This window comes from Pseudomonas sp. 91RF (genome assembly GCF_003576265.1).
GTDB lineage: Bacteria > Pseudomonadota > Gammaproteobacteria > Pseudomonadales > Pseudomonadaceae > Aquipseudomonas > Aquipseudomonas kribbensis.
The window spans coordinates 174,173-190,488 of sequence record NZ_QWFC01000013.1; the positions used below are offsets into that span (position 1 = coordinate 174,173).

Here is a 16,316-nt window from a genome sequence, read left to right on the forward strand (position 1 = left end):
TTGCCGTGACCGATGCCATCTCTGTGATGGCACGGCTTCTTCCTGATCAGATACAAGTGGACACGAAAAAATTCACCACTGATTTGGTTTTTTGCCAATGGCCGGAATGTGACGCGATCCTGCGCGCATTTGCGCCGGACTCACGCCAAGTCGCTGCTTGAATGCACTGGTCATGTGTGCCTGGGAATTGAAACCGCAGGCGAGGGCGATTTCAGCCAGGCTGGCCTTCGAGTCACGCATCAGTGCCCGGGCCCGGGCCAGGCGGCGGTCGATCAGATAACTGTGGGGACTTTTGCCGGTGGCCTGCTTGAAGGCGCGGATGAAATAGCCTTCGGACAATTCCAGCAGTTGCGCCATGGTGTGAAGGCCGAGCGGGCCGTCGAGACCGGCGTCGATGAACTCGTCGAGCTGGCGCATCCGGTTGCCGGTGATCGTGCCTTGAAGCGACAAGGTGTCTTTGCCTGCGGTGCGCTCGGCCAAGGCGAGCGCCCAGGTTTGCCAGTCATCGTCCACCGAGGCCATCAGCATCGCGTTGCGCATTTGCGAGGCAAGACGAATGGCCTGCGGATCGATGCGATTGTTGAACGCGTGCTCGCCCGACAACGCGATGCCGTCGGTGCGGATCACCCGCAGGTATTCACCGCCCATGGGCGATTCGGACATCACGTCACAGCCAGCAGGCACAAACGCCAGGCCATTGGGCATGGCATCGAAGGGGCGCACCCGGCCACTTCCGATGGCGTGTACGCCGCGCTGGCTGTCGAAGGCAAAGCCGATTGCCGACTGGCTCGCCACATAACGGGTTGCGTAAGCGGCGCCGGGCAGCAATTCGATCGCCCATGGGCCGGCCTCGATACGACGGACCGGTTCCGGGACGACGGCTGGCTGCTGGCGGTTTCGATGGCTCATGAGCGCCATAGTAGTGAAGAGTGCAGGCGAAAGTCAGGTCAGTTTTTTGAAAGCCGACGTGATGTGCCTGTGCCTAGACTGGGGCCAGGCACAAGGAGATTCCCATGCATTCACTCACTCGCGAAGACATCGAACAGGCTGCCCGTCAGGTTTACCAGGTGATGCCGGCCACTGCCCAATACCGCTGGCCGTTACTGGCCGAGCGGCTGGGCTGCACGGTGTGGGTCAAGCACGAAAACCACACCCCGACCGGTGCGTTCAAGGTACGCGGCGGCATCACTTTCATGCACTGGCTGCGCCGCGAACATCCCGACGTCAAAGGCATTGTCTCCGCGACGCGCGGCAATCACGGGCAAAGCCTGGCGCTGGCAGCCAGAGCCGTCGGATTGAAGGCGTTGATTGTGGTGCCGGAGGGTAATTCGCTGGAGAAGAACAACGCCATGCGCGGCTTTGGCGGCGAAGTGGTCGAGTACGGACGTGATTTCGATGAGGCCCGTGAAGAGGCGGCACGTCTGGCGCTGGAACACGGGCTCTATCTGGTACCGCCATTCCACACTGAACTGGTCAAGGGCGTGGCGACCTATGCGCTGGAGCTGTTCAGTGCGGCGCCGGATCTGCACACCGTTTATGTGCCGATCGGTTGTGGCTCGGGCATTTGTGGTGTGATCGCCGCTCGTGATGCGCTGGGTCTGGATACTCAGGTGGTGGGCGTGGTCTCGACCGAAGCGGCCGCCGCCAAGCTGTCCTTCGAGGCGAAAACGATCTGCGAGACCGCCTCCGCCAATACCTTTGCCGATGGCCTGGCCGTACGCAAACCGATTGCCGAGGCGTTCGATGTCTATGGGGCCGGCGCTGCACGAATCGTGTCCGTCAGCGAGAGCGAAATCGCCGAAGCCATGCGCGTGTATTACACCGACACCCACAACCTTGCCGAAGGTGCGGGCGCTGCAGCGCTGGCCGCATTGATGCAGGAGCGGGACAGGATGCAGGGCAAAAGGGTGGGGGTGATTCTGTCCGGAGGCAACATCGACCGGGCGGTGTATGCGCGGGTGATCGGCTGATAGACGACGGCTGGCTACGGGACGTCGCTTTTGCGCTTGTGATTGGTCCCGACTACCCCTTATAAGATCGGCTTTCACTTTCGATATAAAAAGGGTGTCACGCATGAGCAATGCCTGGAACGAAGGTTATTTCACGGACGAAGGCTACACCTACGGGTATAGCCGCGAGATCAATCCGGTTTTCCAGCGCTATTGTTTGTTGTTGCGGGGTTTCGCCACGCTGGAGAGCACCGACGGCCATCACTGCGAGCTGGGTTTTGGCCAAGGCGTTTCGATCAATATCCATGCGGCGGGCAATCCGGGGACCTATGTCGGTACGGATTTCCATCCGGGCCAGGCCGCCCATGCCATCGGACTGGCGAACGACTGGGGCAGCGATGCGCGGCTGTATGACGACAGCTTCGAGCAGTTGCTGGCCCGCCATGATCTGCCGCAGTTCGACAGCATCAGCCTGCACGGCATCTGGACTTGGGTCAGCCGTGACAATCACAAGCTGATCGTCGAGTTTGTCCGTCGCCACCTAAAGCCGGGCGGTCACGTGTACATCAGCTACAACTGCTTCCCGGGCTGGTCGCCCATGGCGCCGTTACGCCAGCTGTTCAGTCTGCATGACCGTTTTGCTTCGCAAGCCTCGGCCCGGCCGGACCAGCGGATCGACGCAGCGCTGCAGTTCTCCGAAGCGCTGCTGGCGGCCAATCCCAACTACGCCAATTCGGTGCCGGGGCTGGACGCGAAGCTGCAGAGCATCAAGGGCCAGAATCGCCAATACGTCGCCCATGAATACTTCAACCGCGACTGGAATTGCATGTACTTCACCGACGTGGTCGATGCCCTGGCCCCGGCCAAGCTCGACTACGCCACCACCGCCGTGCCGCTGGACACGGTGGACCCGCTCAATCTGAGCGCCGAAGGCATGGACTTTCTGGAAGGCATCGAGCATCCGGTCATGCGCGAGCAGGCGCGTGATTACTTCGTCAATCAGAACTTCCGTCGGGATCTCTACGTTCGAGGTGCCAACCGGTTGTCCGCCAGTGAACACCGCGAGCGCATGCTCGGTACCCGCTTTGTCCTGATGCAACTGGCGGACAGCGTCGCAGGCAGCGTCACGGGCCCGGCAGGCTCCGCGACGTTGCAGGCAGATATTTATGGTCCGGTGCTGGACGCGCTGGCGGATGATGCCTACGTACCGAAGACCTTGCGCCACTTGCTGGAAGCCTCGCCTGCATTGGGTTATGGCGATGTGGAGCAGGCCATCAACGTGCTGATCGGTATGGGCGCCGTTGCACCGTGCCAGAGCGAAGCGGCAGAGAAGCTGGCACAGGCGCGCTGCAACACCCTCAATCTGCAACTGTGCAGACGCTCGCTGTTCGATCACAAGATCCAGGTGCTGGCCAGTCCGGTCACCGGTGGTGGCGTAACGGTCAGCCGCTTCCAGCAGTTGTTCCTGATATCGATCAAACAAGGCAAGACCCGTCCGGCCGACTGGGCATTGCTGGCGTGGGGCATCATTGGTGGCCAGGGTGAAGGTCTGCTGAAAAACGGCAAAGCGCTGACCACCGCTGAAGAAAACATTGCCGAACTGACCGAGCAGGCCGAGGCGTTTGCCGAGCAGTCGCTGGTCATTCTCAAGGCCTTGAAAATCGTCTAGCGACAAGAAGTCTTTTGGAGCCCGGTTTTTTATCGAACCGTCCGATCAGCGAACACTTCATCGAGGGCCCGACACGCCGTTGCTGCGCCTTCGATGGACTGCTTGTATCCTGCGCGGCCCGGGACATACGGTCGTTGTTGTGGCCCCGGTCCGACAACGGCCGTGACGGAAAACGGACTTTCCAAAAGGTACTGATGTGAAACGTGATACCCACCTCGTGATGCTGTTGCTGTTGGTGATCGGCTGCTCCCTGGCGTCGCTGACCATCTGGAAGGTGCTGGGCTCCCGGGAGCGGGCGCTGGACGAGGTGAACGTCCACGGGTTGAACCTGACCCAGGCGCTGGCGACCTATTCCGAAGGCATCGTCCGGCAGAGCTCGCTGCTCTTGCTCGGGCTCGTCGAGCGTCTGGAAACCGAGGGCAGCGGCCCCGCGCAGATCGAACGGTTGAATGCGCTGGTCAACCGTCAGCAGCCACTGATGCCGCAACTCAGCGGCATCACCGTTTACGATAATCGCGGCCACTGGCTGATGTCCTCCAACCGACCGATTCCGGCCGGGGTCAACAGCAGTGACCGGGACTATTTCATCCATCACCGTGACGATCCTTCCCGCGAGCCCTTCATCGGCCCGCCCATCCGTAGCCGCTCGAATCAGGAGTGGGTGATTACCGTCAGCCGCCGCTTCAATGACGCGCGCGGAGAGTTCGCCGGCGTGGTGGCGGTCACCCTGGGGGTCGAAAACTTCCTGCGACTGTTCGGCAAGCTCGATGTGGGGCAAGAAGGCGCCATCGGTCTGTCCTATACCGACGGTACGCTGCTGGTGCGATATCCCTTTCGCGAACAGGACATGGGGCGCAATTTCTCCAAGTCGCCCATTTATGCGAAGTACCTGGTGGACCAATCGGTGGGCACCGCTTCCTTCACGTCCAGTCTCGACGGCGTGGAGCGGCTCTACGCATTTCGCAAGAGTGAAAAGCTGCCGCTGATCACCACGGTCGCGCTCGGCAAGCGCGAGGCACTGGCGGCGTGGCGACTGGAGGCGCTGCTGTCGATCGTGGTGGTCGCATCGTTGCTGGGGCTCACTGGCGTGATCGGCTGGTTTCTCATTCTCGACATACGTCGGCGGACCCAGGTGGAAGGGGAGTTGCGGCTCACTCAACAGCAGTTGCTGGGATCAAACCGGCAGCTGGAATTGTTGGCGATGAAGGATGCGCTGACGGGCCTGGCCAATCGCCGCTGTTTCGATGAAACACTGGCCATGGAAGCGCGCCGGGCTCAGCGGGACGGGACCTCGCTGGCCTTGCTGATGATCGATATCGACTACTTCAAGCTGTTCAACGATTCCCAGGGACATGTTGCCGGCGACGCCTGCCTGCAACGAGTGGGGAAAGTGCTTGAGGCCTGTGTGCGGCGACCGTCGGATCTGGTGGCGCGCTATGGCGGGGAAGAGGTGGCGATCATCATGCCCGACACCGATGGCGAGGGGGCGGCGGTCGTGGCGCAACTGATTCTGGAGCGACTGACGCAAGAGCACATTGCTCATCCGGCGAGCCCGTTCGGTCGGGTGACGGTCAGTATCGGCGTCACTGCGGCGGCGGGGCCGCAACTGGCTGTGGTGCAAGTGCTGATCGAGACGGCAGATCAGGCGCTGTACCAAGCGAAGACCACAGGGCGAAACCGCATGGCAAGGAAAGCTCCCGGCGACAGTTCCTGTTCAGCACTGCCAGTGTGAGCAGTGCTGAACGGGCGGGCGTTGCGCCTTACCGATAATCGGCAGTCATCACGTGTACTCGGGGTAGTCCACATACCCTTCGGCATTGCCACCGTAGACCGTGGCCGGATTCAGTGAATTCAGCGGCCAGTCATTGGCGATGCGCGCAGGCAGGTCCGGATTGGCCATGAACGGGCGACCGAAAGCCACGAAATCCGCCAGCCCGGAATCGAGCAAACGCGCACCTGATGCTGCGGTGTAACGCCCGGCGTAAATGATCGCGCCGCTGAAGGTGTCGCGCGCTGCCTGACGGAACGTGATTGGCATCGCCGGGGCATCGTCCCAGTCGGCTTCGGCGATGGACAGATAAGCGATGCCCACGTCCTGAAGCACCTTGATCGCTTCGATGTAAGTGGTGTGCGGATCTTCCTCGACCATGCCCAGGTAGGTACGCGCCTCGTCGGTGGTAGTGAACAGCGGGGCGAAACGCACACCGACTTTTTCACGACCGATGCACTCGGCAACACCGGCCACCACTTCACGTAAAAAGCGCAGGCGATTGTGCAGCGAGCCGCCGTACTGGTCAGTGCGCAGATTGCTGTGGGCCGAGATGAACTGGTTCACCAGATAACCATTGGCGCAGTGCAGTTCGATCCCGTCGAAACCTGCTTCCATGGCATTGCGCGCGGCCTGGATGTACAGCTGAACCAGTTCCTGCACTTCATCGGTGGTCAGGGCACGCGGGGCGGACGGCGGTACCAGGGCGCCGGCGCCGGGCGCGGTTTCGATGAACACGCTGACCCGGTCAGTGGCCACCGCAGAGGCCGAAACCGGCGCGGCACCGTCAGGTTGCAGAGCCGTATGGGACACGCGCCCCACATGCCAGAGCTGGGCGAAGATCACGCCGTCCCGGGCATGGACGGCCTCGGTGACCTTGCGCCATCCGGCGATCTGTTCCGGGGTATGAATGCCCGGCGTCCACGCATAACCCTGGCCGCGCGGCTCGATCTGCGTACCTTCCGTCACCAGCAGACCGGCGCCGGCGCGCTGCTGGTAATACTCGGCCATCAACGCGTTGGCGATATTGCCCGGTTGCGTGCTGCGCTGGCGGGTGAGGGGCGGCAGCACGATGCGGTTTTTCAGGGTGTGGCGACCCAAAGTGCCGGGCTTGAAGAAACTGCTGTGATTCATGGATGTACCTTGATTGGTGTTTATTAGACCAGTCGACTAGTGGTCAGGCGAAAAAAAGACGCCGTGCAACACGCGCACGGCGTCCGGGTGGATGACGGCTGAAAAAGTCAGCCGAGCAGCTTCAACAGTTTCTCGGCGACAGCGGCGGAGCTGGCAGGGTTCTGGCCGGTGACCAGTTTCCCGTCAGTCACCACGTGCACCTGCCAGTCGGCGACTTTGGAATAACGGGCACCGAGGCGCTGGAACTCGTCTTCGACCAGGAACGGCACCACCTCCGTCAGACCGACCGCCGCTTCTTCGGAATTGGTGAAACCAGTGACTTCACGATCCTTGACCAAGGCTTTGCCGTCAGCGCCGAGTACATGACGCAGCACACCCGGGGCGTGGCAAACGAAACCATGAGGCTTGTTGCTGCGAGCGAAGGCTTCGATCAGGGCAATCGAATGCTTGTCTTCGGCCAGATCCCAGAGCGGGCCGTGGCCACCTGGATAAAACACGGCATCGAAATCCTCGGCGCTGACATCGGCCAGGCGCCCGGTGTTCGCCAGCGCTTGTTGCGCCGCCGAATCCTTGCGGAAGCGGTCGGTTTCAGCGGTCTGGGCGTCGGGTTCGTCGCTTTTCGGATCAAGCGGTGGCTGGCCGCCGGCGGGCGAGACCAGCGTGATATCGGCGCCGGAGTCCTTGAAGGCGTAGTAGGGCGCAGCGAACTCTTCGAGCCAGAAACCGGTTTTCTTGCCGGTGTTGCCGAGCTGATCGTGGGAAGTCAGAACCATCAAGATTTTCATAGAGCACCTTGGGTGGGTCGGGTGTCGTGGCTGTGCGAGGGATTCGCACACGATCGACACCGGGGGAAAGGTTTGTCGGGGCGCAGCATAGATTCCAATTAGACCAGTCGTCTAGTAATTTTTTATCCGCATGTTTTTCATGGACCGGTGTGGCAAACTCCCGTTCCTTCGAGTTAAACGACTGGTCTATTGCCTGGTAATCTGCGCCCCGATGAAACCGACCTACGACGACACCCGCCAACACCTGCTCGACACCGGCCACCGGATGATGGCCGAGAAAGGCTTCACCAGTGTCGGCCTGAACGAGATCCTGCAAACCGCCGGCGTGCCCAAAGGCTCGTTCTATCACTACTTCAAATCCAAGGAGCTGTACGGCCAGGCGCTGCTTGAGGATTACTTCGTCTGTTATCTGGCAGACATGGAGCGGCGCCTGACGCTGCCCGACCTGAATGCCCGCGAGCGACTGATGGATTACTGGCAGGGCTGGCAGGATCGCTGCACGCTGGAGGGGCATGGTGACGAGTGCCTGGTGGTGAAGCTCAGTGCCGAGGTGGCCGATCTGTCCGAAGCCATGCGCCTGACTTTGCGCGATGGCGCCGAGCGCGTGGTGGCTCGCATCACCACTTGCATCGAGCAGGGCCAGGCCGATCAATGCCTGCCCGATGGCGATGCCCGGCAACTGGCGGAAACCCTGTATCAGTTGTGGCTGGGTGCGAGTCTGTTGAACAAGTTGCAACGGACCGGGCAGTCGCTGGACACGGCGATGGCGACCACCAGGCGACTCTTGGACGTCTGAATTTTCAGCGCTCCTGTCCCTTGCTGATCGAATGTCGACGCAGTTTCAGGGCCGTATCGAGGCGGCTCACCCAGTTGATGTCATTCAGATCCGCGCCCAACAGATTCTCGATGCGTCCGGTCCGGTAATTGAGGGTGTTGGGGTGAATGCCGAGGGTCTTGGCGGTCTGGGCGCGGTGACGGCCGCTTGAGAAAAACGTTTCCAGCGTCAGCAGCAGGTCGGGTTCGTGGCTGAGTTGCTCGATGAGCGACATCAGGTACCTGAGGGTGTTGTCGTGGCTGCGCACGCTGTCTTCGATCAGCACGCTGGAGTAGCGTCTGACACGTGCTTCGGCCCCGTCGAAAGGGAACAGGTCGATGGCCTTGATCGCTTCTTCCGCCGTGCCGATCCAGCCGGCGATTCCCTGATTCAGCAGACCGATGCCGATAGCACGCAACGACGGCAGTAACGTCGGCAGTGACGCGGCGCTGTCGCTCATGCGCTGATCGCATTGCGTGAGGGTTTCGCCTTTGATGCCCGGCAGCCAGATCACCAGTCTGTCGCGGTACCAGACGCGGATCAGTTCCTTGACGGGAATCTTCAGGTGCCGGGCAACCTGCAGGGTCATGCGGTCGAATTCGTCCTCGCGCTGCAACGGCTGGACCGGGCGCAAGGGCAGTTCCAGCGCGAGCGCCACGCGGGGCGTGCTGGCGTCCAGGCCGAGTGCCGACAGGGTGTCTTCGAATCCCTCGATATCGTGCGGTGAATGCAGCAGGAAGTGGTAAAGGCGCTGGTGCAGATGTTCCCTCCAGCGGACTTTCTGAATCTGCTCTTCCAGATAGGCCTGAACCACTTCTTCGGCAATGTCGTCGAAGAAGTCGAACATGTAGCCGGAAATCTGCAACAACAACTCTTTGCTCAACGCATCGTCGTCTCTGGCAAGTTCCAGGTAGCCGCTCCAGATCTCACGTACCCCCAGACTGAACCCGCGCATCAGCGATTGCAGGGGCACACCCTGATGGACGCGCCGGCAACCGATCTCCTTCAGCGTCCGGCGCGTGTCCTGCGACAAGCCCTCGCCGGTCAGCAGCGTTTCGCACCACAGGCGCGCGGTGTAGCTCAGGGAGTTTTCCAGATCCTTGCGGGCTTCAGGTGTGAGGTCCTTGTAGCCTGCCATCCCGTTGAGCTGGCGGTTGATCTTCGCGGTGAGCAGGGAAGGGGTGTTCGCAAACTCGCGGGTGATCGTTGCAAGTCGAGCGCTGAGGGTGGGAATGGGCGTCATTGCGTTCACCTTTTTGCGCCTGGAAATGTCGGTTTCACTCGCCGGCGAGTGTCTGTGCGCGCTCCATGTTCTTACGTTCTCCAGGCCAGTTCAACAACGCTTTCCGCCCGATTTTGCGGTTGTTTACTGTCACAACGAAGTTATGTTTTTTTCCAATATCGGGGTAGTGGCTGGATCGGTAAGGTGCGCAGGTCAATTCCTTGCCCAGAGGTTCCGGTTTGCGTCAGTCGTCACTTGCGGAGGTAGACATGCCTTCATTCGATTCCGTCAGGCTGGCACTGATCCCTGTCGTTCTCCTGCTCAGTGGATGCTCCACGTCCCCCTCGCTTGTACTGTTCGGTGCGGCTTTTCCCGACTGGCTGTTCTGCATTGTCGGCGGCGTTGTGGCGGCCACGGTGATTCACGTGATACTGGGCAGATATTCGCTGCGCGAACGCATTTCTCCTCTGGCACTGAGTTACCCGGCGTTGACCGGACTCCTGGCGATGCTGTTGTGGCTCGTCGTCTTTCACGGATGAGTGCCGCCATGAATAAACCCGACGCAAAACCGCATTCAAGCCGTGTGCCGGCGCTGCTGATCGTTCTGGCGGCATTTCTGCTGCTGGGTTATGTGCTCTGGCAAACCGAAACCCGGCCGAGCACCGATGATGCCTACGTGTACGCCGACACCATCGATGTCGTTCCGGAAGTGAACGGCCGGATCGTCGAAATGCCGGTGCGCGATAATCAGTTGGTCAAGCAGGGCGATCTGTTGATCCGCATCGACGCGCGTCCCTATCAGGACGCGCTGGATCAGGCCAGGGCGCGGCTGGTGACCCTCAATCATCAAATCGGTTTGACTCAACGCAGCGTGAACGCCCAGCAATACGAGGCCGCATCGGCGGTGGCTTCGGTCGAGCGGGCGAGGGCGCAGGCCACGCAGTCCAACGACACCCTTCAACGGCTGGAGAAGTTGCTCGCCAAGGGCTACGTGTCCGTGGAAGCGGTGGATCAGGCGCGAACGGCCCAGCGTTCGACGGCCGCTGAACTCAATGCTTCCAGATTGCAAGCGCAACGGGCCGGGGCTGCCGTCAGTGGCGTGGACGCGCTGGTAGCGCAACGGGCCGAGGTCGAGGCGCAGATTTCCCTGGCCGAACTGAGCCTGGAATTCACCGAAGTGCGCGCACCTTTCGACGGGCGAATCGCCTCCCTGCGCACCACCGTCGGCCAGTTCGCCTCGGCCTACAAACCGATCTTCACACTGATCGATACGCGCCATTGGTACGTGGTGGCGAACTTTCGCGAGACCGATCTGAAAGGCATCAAGGCGGGCACGTCCGCGACGCTTTATCTGTTGGGCGACACCGGCAAGCGGTTTCAGGGGCGGGTCGATTCGCTCAGTTTCGGTGTGCTGCCGGATGACGGCGGAACCGTGATCGAAGGCCTGCCGCGTGTACAGCGCACTATCAATTGGGTCCGGGTTTCGCAACGGTTTCCGGTGAAGATCTCTGTGCAGGATCCCGACCCGGAGCTGTTCCGCATCGGCGCCTCGGCCGTTGCGGTGCTGCGCCCTGACGAACCGGCCAAAACCGGTCAATGAAACACTCGGCGGAAGACTGGAACCGGGGCGGTCTGGAGCGCCTGTACCGGTTTCTGGTCGATGAACTTCAACCCTATCCCGGTCGTATGAACCTGTTGCTGCGCACGCTGCTGGGCAGTGCGCTGGTGATCATCATTTCGATGACCTTGCAGGTGCCGTTGCTGGCGCTTTCGCTGATCGTGGTTTTCTACGTGACGCAGACCAACGTGGTGCTGACCCGCATGGTCGGGATGCTGTTCCTGGTCGGCGCGACACTGGCCATCGGCTTGACCATCCTGCTTCTGAAATTCACCTACGGATACCCGCTCCTGAGAATTCTCGGCGCCAGCGTGCTGTTTTTCTGCAGTGCGTATCTGATCCGAGTGACCCGGATCGGCGTGGTGTTTTTCGTGGTCGGCATTGTGGTGATCTATGCCCAGACCTTCGTCGACCTGACCGATCAGGCCGAGGCGGTTTTGCGTCTGGTGCTCTGGGTGTGGGTGGCGGTCAGTTACGCCATCGGCCTGACGCTGTTGGTCAACACGTTGCTGTTGCCGGCGGAGCCTGTCAGGCAATTGCAGAATCATTTGCGCTCCCAGTTGCTCACGGTTGCCCGGTGTCTGAGCGGCGAGCAGAGCGGGGCGGCGTTGGGTGCCGCCGCGATTCAGCGCAGCGTATTGGCGTCGCAACAACTGTTGCGATTCGCCTGCATGCGCGACCCCGATTATCGAAGTCAACAGGCTGCTCACCTGGCGCGCATCAGCAGTATTTCCCGACTGCTGACGCTGGCGGCTCACCTGCCGCCGCCCACAGCGAATGCCCGGGCCACCGAGTTGTTGCGTCAGGCCGTGCTTGATCTGGAGGCTTCTCTGGAAACGGGTCAAGTGCCTGAGGGATTGTCTGCACTTGATCAGATCGATACGACCGGCCTGCCCGGCGTGTACGAGGAAATGCGCCTGGAGTTGCTGTCTTTTTTAAATGTGCAGGCGGCTGACAGCACCCCGGAAACCAAGCCGAAGAGCGCCCCGATGTGGGTGCCGGATGCCTTTGAAAATCCGGTGTACTCGCAGTTTGCCGTCAAGACGCTGCTGGCCGCGTCGCTGTGTTACCTGTTCTACATGGGCACGGACTGGCAAGGCATCCACACCATCATGCTGACCTGCCTGATCGTCGCTCAGCCCAGCCTCGGCGCCACCGGGATGCGCGCGACGTTACGTGTCGGTGGCGCGCTGGTGGGCAGTGCTTTGGCATTGGCGATGGTGATTCTGGTGGTTCCGCACATCGACGGGATCGTCGGCCTGTTGTTCATGTCATTGCCGGTGATTGCGCTGGGTTCCTGGATCGCCGCCGGCTCCGAGCGAATCAGCTACGCCGGCGTGCAGATCGTGTTTACTTTCGCGTTGGCGTTGCTGGAGCAATTCGAGCCCAGCACCAACCTGACGGAGATTCGTGATCGCGTGATCGGTGTGCTGTTGGGTGTCGGGATATCCCTGTTGATTCACGCCTTTCTGTGGCCCGAGGCAGAGGGTGAAGCGTTGCGTCAGCGATTGGCGAAGCTGATGGACCGACTGGCAGACTCGTTGAAAACCCGACGAACAGCTGACGAGGCGCCCCGTGATTTGCGGGTATGGAATGAGTTGGCCGACAGCCAGGCGATGTTGGCCAGGGTGGCGCTGGAACCTGGCTGGCAGGTCGCCGAGAGTCATCAGGAAGTGCTGGTTTTTCGTATGCAGGAATTGCTGGTGCGGCTTCGCACCATCGCCATGGCAATCGATGCATTACAAGTGGAGCTGGCTCACGGTCAGTCCCAAGGCGAGGCCTGGCTGGCATCCCTTGAACTGTGCAACGAAACGGCTGCCGTGCTGGTTGACTACGCGCAGCAACTGAAAGGTCAGCAGGGCTTTGCGGTCGCGAGCGGAGAGCTGGGACGCTTGCGGGAATACGCCAGCGCAAGGCTGGCGGACGATGAACTAAAAGCGCGTTTTCTTCAGTTGCTGGCAAGCGTGGAAAACCTGCCCGCCAGTTAATGCGACGAAACATACTCCGAGGGCGTAGTCGGCGCAGGCAAGGCGTACGTCGCCTTCATCCATTCGATCTCCGCCTGCGGCGTCCTGCCAAAGAAGCGTTTGAACTCACGACTGAATTGCGAGGCGCTTTCATAACCCACGTTGAACGCCGCTGCCGAAGCGGTCATGGCGTTGCGCAGCATCAACAGCCGCGCCTGATGCAGACGTGTCGACTTCAGATATTGCATGGGTGAGGTGTCCGTCACGCCGCGAAAGTGCAGGTGAAAATTCGGCACGCTCATGCTGGCTTCGTGGGCGAGTTGCTCGACGTCGAGGCGCTCCTGATAGCAGCTGTGGATTTTGCGGATCGCCCGAGTCACCTTGCCGAAATGCCCTTGTCGATTAAGCGCGGCACGCATCGATCCGCCTTGTTCGCCCGTCAGAATGCGGTAGTAGATTTCCCGCAGCAGCGATGGCCCCAGTATCTGCGCGTCCCCCGGAATGCTCATCGCTTCGAGAAAACGCAACGTCGAAGCGCGGAGCTTGTCGTCCATCGGCGAAGCGTACATGCCCTTGGGCTGCGCGTCGTTTGGGCCATGAAGGTCATCCACTTGCTGCATCAACTCGCTGGCCAATTGAAAATCGAGGTGCATGTAGATCGCGAGCATCGGCTCGGCCTCGGTGGCATCGGTTTCCATGGTGAAGGGGATCGGCACGGACACCACCAGATAATGCTGGGCGTCGTAAACATAGACGTCATCGCCCAGATAACCGCGTTTCTGCCCCTGACAGAGGATCACGATGCCCGGGTCGTACAGCACCGGTGTGCGGGTCAGTGGCCGGTTCGAGCGCAGGAAACGCACCCCTTCAAGCGCACTGAGGTTGTAACCCTCAACCGGTGCGAGGGTTTCCATGAGCTGCACCATGCGCGAGGTGCCTGCGTGGGCCTGCTTCATTGCGTTCTCTCTATTGGCCACTCAATGGTCGGTGGAGCGAGTCAGCGTTTCCCACTGATCGATCTCGCTGGCAGCGTGTTCGAGCTTTTCACGCACCAGGCGCAACGCGTCACTGCCCAGGAGCAGGTGCGCCGGTGGTGTCGGGCTGGCGATGATCTGCAACATCGCCCGGGCGGCTTTTTGCGGGTCGCCGAGCTGCTTGCCGCTCTTGTCTTCGCGCGCCTTGCGCACCGGATCGAAACTGGCGTCGTAGTCGGCAATGCTGCGCGGGGTGCGATGCATCGAGCGACCGGCCCAGTCGGTACGAAATGAGCCTGGCGCGACGGCGGTCACGAAGATATTGAAGGGCGCCAGTTCCTTGCTCAGCGTATCGGAGATGCCTTCGAGCGCAAACTTGCTGCCGCAGTAGTACGCGATGCCCGGCATCGTGATCGTGCCGCCCATCGAGGTGATATTGATGATGTGGCCGGCACGCCGCTGGCGAAAGAAGGGCAGAAATGCCTTGATCACGGCGACCGCGCCGAACACGTTCACGTCGAACTGACGACGCATGTCTTCCAGCGGCGACTCTTCGAAAATGCCTTCGTGACCGTAACCGGCGTTGTTGATCAACACATCGACCGGGCCATGAGTCGCTTCAACATCCGCGATGACGCCGTCGATCCGGTCGAAGTCCGTGACATCCAGCATCACCCCATAGGCGTTATCCAAGGAGAGCGACTGAAAGGCGTGCAAGTCGGCTTCCTTGCGCACGGTCCCGATGACGCGATGGCCGGCCGCGAGTGCTTCCCTGGCCAGCGCATGGCCGAAGCCGCTGCTGACGCCGGTAATGAAAAGGGTCTTGGTGGTGGTCATGACGGGCTCCGGTGATTGGGGTTTCAGCTCGTGGTATCCATCGAAGAAACGCCCACCTATGTCGGTTTGTCTTTGAGCATTGCCTATTCCTATCAGCGAGGCGAGACAACGGCCGATGAACTTTTTGCATGGCTCCGGGCATCCAAGCAGGAACAGACCCAACGCGCTGATATCAGCCAAGGACAGACGATGACCTTTCTAATTTTCCTGTTGGCCTGCGGTGCGGCAGCGAGCACCGGGATGATTTTCCAGCCGGGCCCATGGTACCAATCGCTGGTCAAACCGCGCTTCACACCGCCCAACTGGGTGTTTCCCGTTGCCTGGACAACGATCTACCTGTTGCTCGCGTGGGTCGGTTATCGCCTGACCCTGACGCCCGGCAGCGAAACAGTCCTTGCCTTGTGGGCAGCGCAAATTGCATTGAACACCTTGTGGACGCCGGTATTCTTCGGCGCCCATCGACTCTTCGCCGGCATGCTGATCATCACGCTGCTGTGGCTGGTGGTCGCCGCGATGGTGGTGTTGGCCTTGCGCCTGGACGTGATCACCGGTTTGATCCTGTTCCCTTACCTGGCATGGCTGTGTGTCGCGGCAGCGTTGAATTTCTCCATCCTGCGCAACAACCGCGAATAAAAAGGACGAAATGAAAACATCAATGGACTGGCCCGCCGACGAAAACGAGCTGGCGCAACTACGCGCGTTCAACAAGAAACTCGCCCGGCTGCCGCGCTTTCGCATCCGCAATCGCATCACGCCGCGAGTGATTCAGATGCTGCTGCGCCTCAGCCAATTGGGCGGCGCGAAAAAGTTGCTCAAGCACGGGCTCGAGGCCGAACGCAAAGTGGTGGGCGTCGACGGCGCATCAGTGCCGGTGCGGATCATCCGACCCAAGACAAAGGCCAAAGGCGTGGTGCTGGATTTTCATGGCGGCGGCTGGGTCATCGGCAACGCGCAAATGAACGATCACCTCAACATCGGCATGGTGAAAGCCTGCGACGTGGCCGTGGTCTCGGTTGATTACCGGCTGATGGTCTCGACACCGATCGAAGGCGTCATGCAAGACTGCCTCACGGCGGCCCGCTGGCTACTGAGCGATGACTGCCACGAGTTTGCCAACCTGCCCGTCATCGTCGTGGGCGAGTCCGCCGGCGGCCACCTCGCCGCCGCGACCCTGCTGCAACTCAAACAATGGCCGGACTTGCTCAAACGGGTGAGCGGAGCGCTGCTGTACTACGGCGTCTACGACCTGACCGGAACCCCCAGCGTACGCAACGCCGGGCCCGATACCTTGCTGCTGGATGGGCCGGGGATGGTTGAAGCGCTGCAAATGCTCACGCCGGGATTGAGCGATGAACAACGCCGGCGGGCGCCGTTGTCTCCGTTGTATGGAGACTTCACCGGGTTTCCGCCGGCGTTGATGTTTGCGGCGGAGCTGGATCCGCTGAGGGATGACTCGCTGGAACTGGCTGATCGTTGGGGTCGGGCGGCGGAGGTGGAGGTGCATTTGTTGCCGGAAACGGCGCATGGGGTGATTCATTTTCCGCTGGGGTTGGCGGGGAGCTGTCTCTTATACACATCT

Annotated in this window: 15 protein-coding genes; 9 read left to right on the forward strand and 6 right to left on the reverse strand. The window is 60.9% G+C overall.

Translation table 11 applies throughout. The annotated features are described in order from the left end of the window. Positions 1 to 72: 72 nt before the first annotated feature. Positions 73 to 918, reverse strand: a complete 846-nt coding sequence (locus tag DXT77_RS03290) for a helix-turn-helix transcriptional regulator (protein ID WP_119426614.1) — start codon at positions 916 to 918, stop codon at positions 73 to 75. Between the two features lie 95 nt (positions 919 to 1,013). On the opposite strand from DXT77_RS03290, the gene DXT77_RS03295 reads away from it, so the two are divergent. The 3 genes from DXT77_RS03295 (at position 1,014) to DXT77_RS03305 (ending at position 5,350) form a co-directional block, all read left to right on the forward strand. Further along, positions 1,014 to 1,970, forward strand: coding sequence for a threonine dehydratase (locus DXT77_RS03295; protein WP_119426615.1), 957 nt, complete (start codon positions 1,014 to 1,016; stop codon positions 1,968 to 1,970). A 103-nt stretch (positions 1,971 to 2,073) separates the two neighbouring features. Continuing rightward, positions 2,074 to 3,618 carry a class I SAM-dependent methyltransferase gene (locus tag DXT77_RS03300; protein ID WP_119426616.1) on the forward strand — a complete coding sequence of 515 codons (1,545 nt, stop codon included), beginning with the start codon at positions 2,074 to 2,076 and terminating at the stop codon, positions 3,616 to 3,618. Positions 3,619 to 3,814: 196 nt separating this feature from the next. After that, entirely contained in the window at positions 3,815 to 5,350 is a 1,536-nt protein-coding gene (locus tag DXT77_RS03305; protein ID WP_119426617.1) for a diguanylate cyclase, read from the forward strand. A 48-nt stretch (positions 5,351 to 5,398) separates the two neighbouring features. Here the strand turns inward: DXT77_RS03305 and DXT77_RS03310 are convergent, their stop codons facing one another. After that, positions 5,399 to 6,520: an alkene reductase gene (locus DXT77_RS03310; protein WP_119426618.1), complete on the reverse strand. Its 1,122-nt coding sequence runs from the start codon at positions 6,518 to 6,520 to the stop codon at positions 5,399 to 5,401. 107 nt (positions 6,521 to 6,627) lie between these two features. Continuing rightward, a complete protein-coding gene (locus DXT77_RS03315; RefSeq protein ID WP_119426619.1) occupies positions 6,628 to 7,305 on the reverse strand; it encodes a type 1 glutamine amidotransferase domain-containing protein in 678 nt (225 codons plus the stop codon). A 211-nt stretch (positions 7,306 to 7,516) separates the two neighbouring features. On the opposite strand from DXT77_RS03315, the gene DXT77_RS03320 reads away from it, so the two are divergent. Further along, positions 7,517 to 8,101 carry a TetR/AcrR family transcriptional regulator gene (locus tag DXT77_RS03320; RefSeq protein ID WP_119426620.1) on the forward strand — a complete coding sequence of 195 codons (585 nt, stop codon included), beginning with the start codon at positions 7,517 to 7,519 and terminating at the stop codon, positions 8,099 to 8,101. Positions 8,102 to 8,105: 4 nt separating this feature from the next. Here DXT77_RS03320 and DXT77_RS03325 read toward each other — a convergent pair whose 3' ends face one another. After that, the gene (locus tag DXT77_RS03325; protein WP_119426621.1) at positions 8,106 to 9,362 is read right to left on the reverse strand and encodes a CdaR family transcriptional regulator; all 1,257 of its coding nucleotides are present in this window, start codon (positions 9,360 to 9,362) and stop codon (positions 8,106 to 8,108) included. 248 nt (positions 9,363 to 9,610) lie between these two features. Between DXT77_RS03325 and DXT77_RS03330 the strand changes: the two genes are divergently transcribed. Genes DXT77_RS03330 through DXT77_RS03340 form a run of 3 tightly spaced genes read left to right on the forward strand, consistent with a single transcriptional unit; the run spans position 9,611 to position 12,947 of the window. Next, on the forward strand, positions 9,611 to 9,880 hold the full coding sequence (locus DXT77_RS03330; protein WP_119426622.1) for a YtcA family lipoprotein: 270 nt from the start codon (positions 9,611 to 9,613) through the stop codon (positions 9,878 to 9,880). An 8-nt stretch (positions 9,881 to 9,888) separates the two neighbouring features. After that, a complete protein-coding gene (mdtN, locus tag DXT77_RS03335; RefSeq protein ID WP_119426623.1) occupies positions 9,889 to 10,941 on the forward strand; it encodes a multidrug transporter subunit MdtN in 1,053 nt (350 codons plus the stop codon). Continuing rightward, positions 10,938 to 12,947, forward strand: coding sequence for an FUSC family protein (locus DXT77_RS03340; protein WP_119426624.1), 2,010 nt, complete (start codon positions 10,938 to 10,940; stop codon positions 12,945 to 12,947). Before mdtN ends, DXT77_RS03340 begins: the two co-directional genes overlap by 4 nt. Here DXT77_RS03340 and DXT77_RS03345 read toward each other — a convergent pair. Both DXT77_RS03345 and DXT77_RS03350 read right to left on the reverse strand, forming a co-directional pair. Then, positions 12,944 to 13,882, reverse strand: coding sequence for an AraC family transcriptional regulator (locus DXT77_RS03345; RefSeq protein ID WP_119426625.1), 939 nt, complete (start codon positions 13,880 to 13,882; stop codon positions 12,944 to 12,946). The genes DXT77_RS03340 and DXT77_RS03345 overlap by 4 nt on opposite strands. Positions 13,883 to 13,903: 21 nt before the next feature. Continuing rightward, the gene (locus DXT77_RS03350) at positions 13,904 to 14,737 is read right to left on the reverse strand and encodes an oxidoreductase (RefSeq protein WP_119426626.1); all 834 of its coding nucleotides are present in this window, start codon (positions 14,735 to 14,737) and stop codon (positions 13,904 to 13,906) included. Between the two features lie 189 nt (positions 14,738 to 14,926). Between DXT77_RS03350 and DXT77_RS03355 the strand changes: the two genes are divergently transcribed. Together DXT77_RS03355 and DXT77_RS03360 are read left to right on the forward strand one after the other, a co-directional pair. Next, positions 14,927 to 15,370 carry a TspO/MBR family protein gene (locus tag DXT77_RS03355; protein WP_119426627.1) on the forward strand — a complete coding sequence of 148 codons (444 nt, stop codon included), beginning with the start codon at positions 14,927 to 14,929 and terminating at the stop codon, positions 15,368 to 15,370. A gap of 10 nt (positions 15,371 to 15,380) precedes the next feature. Further along, on the forward strand, positions 15,381 to 16,316 hold a 936-nt coding region (locus DXT77_RS03360; RefSeq protein WP_119426631.1), incomplete at its 3' end, for an alpha/beta hydrolase.

Excerpts from the sequence above, each read along its gene's own strand:
- DXT77_RS03290 (WP_119426614.1), bottom strand. The coding sequence starts at position 918 with ATGGCGCTCATGAGCCATCGAAACCGCCAGCAGCCAGCCGTCGTCCCG.
- DXT77_RS03295 (WP_119426615.1), top strand. The coding sequence starts at position 1,014 with ATGCATTCACTCACTCGCGAAGACATCGAACAGGCTGCCCGTCAGGTT.
- DXT77_RS03300 (WP_119426616.1), top strand. The coding sequence starts at position 2,074 with ATGAGCAATGCCTGGAACGAAGGTTATTTCACGGACGAAGGCTACACC.
- DXT77_RS03310 (WP_119426618.1), bottom strand. The coding sequence starts at position 6,520 with ATGAATCACAGCAGTTTCTTCAAGCCCGGCACTTTGGGTCGCCACACC.
- DXT77_RS03315 (WP_119426619.1), bottom strand. The coding sequence starts at position 7,305 with ATGAAAATCTTGATGGTTCTGACTTCCCACGATCAGCTCGGCAACACC.
- DXT77_RS03320 (WP_119426620.1), top strand. The coding sequence starts at position 7,517 with ATGAAACCGACCTACGACGACACCCGCCAACACCTGCTCGACACCGGC.
- DXT77_RS03325 (WP_119426621.1), bottom strand. The coding sequence starts at position 9,362 with ATGACGCCCATTCCCACCCTCAGCGCTCGACTTGCAACGATCACCCGC.
- DXT77_RS03330 (WP_119426622.1), top strand. The coding sequence starts at position 9,611 with ATGCCTTCATTCGATTCCGTCAGGCTGGCACTGATCCCTGTCGTTCTC.
- mdtN (WP_119426623.1), top strand. The coding sequence starts at position 9,889 with ATGAATAAACCCGACGCAAAACCGCATTCAAGCCGTGTGCCGGCGCTG.
- DXT77_RS03340 (WP_119426624.1), top strand. The coding sequence starts at position 10,938 with ATGAAACACTCGGCGGAAGACTGGAACCGGGGCGGTCTGGAGCGCCTG.
- DXT77_RS03345 (WP_119426625.1), bottom strand. The coding sequence starts at position 13,882 with ATGAAGCAGGCCCACGCAGGCACCTCGCGCATGGTGCAGCTCATGGAA.
- DXT77_RS03350 (WP_119426626.1), bottom strand. The coding sequence starts at position 14,737 with ATGACCACCACCAAGACCCTTTTCATTACCGGCGTCAGCAGCGGCTTC.
- DXT77_RS03355 (WP_119426627.1), top strand. The coding sequence starts at position 14,927 with ATGACCTTTCTAATTTTCCTGTTGGCCTGCGGTGCGGCAGCGAGCACC.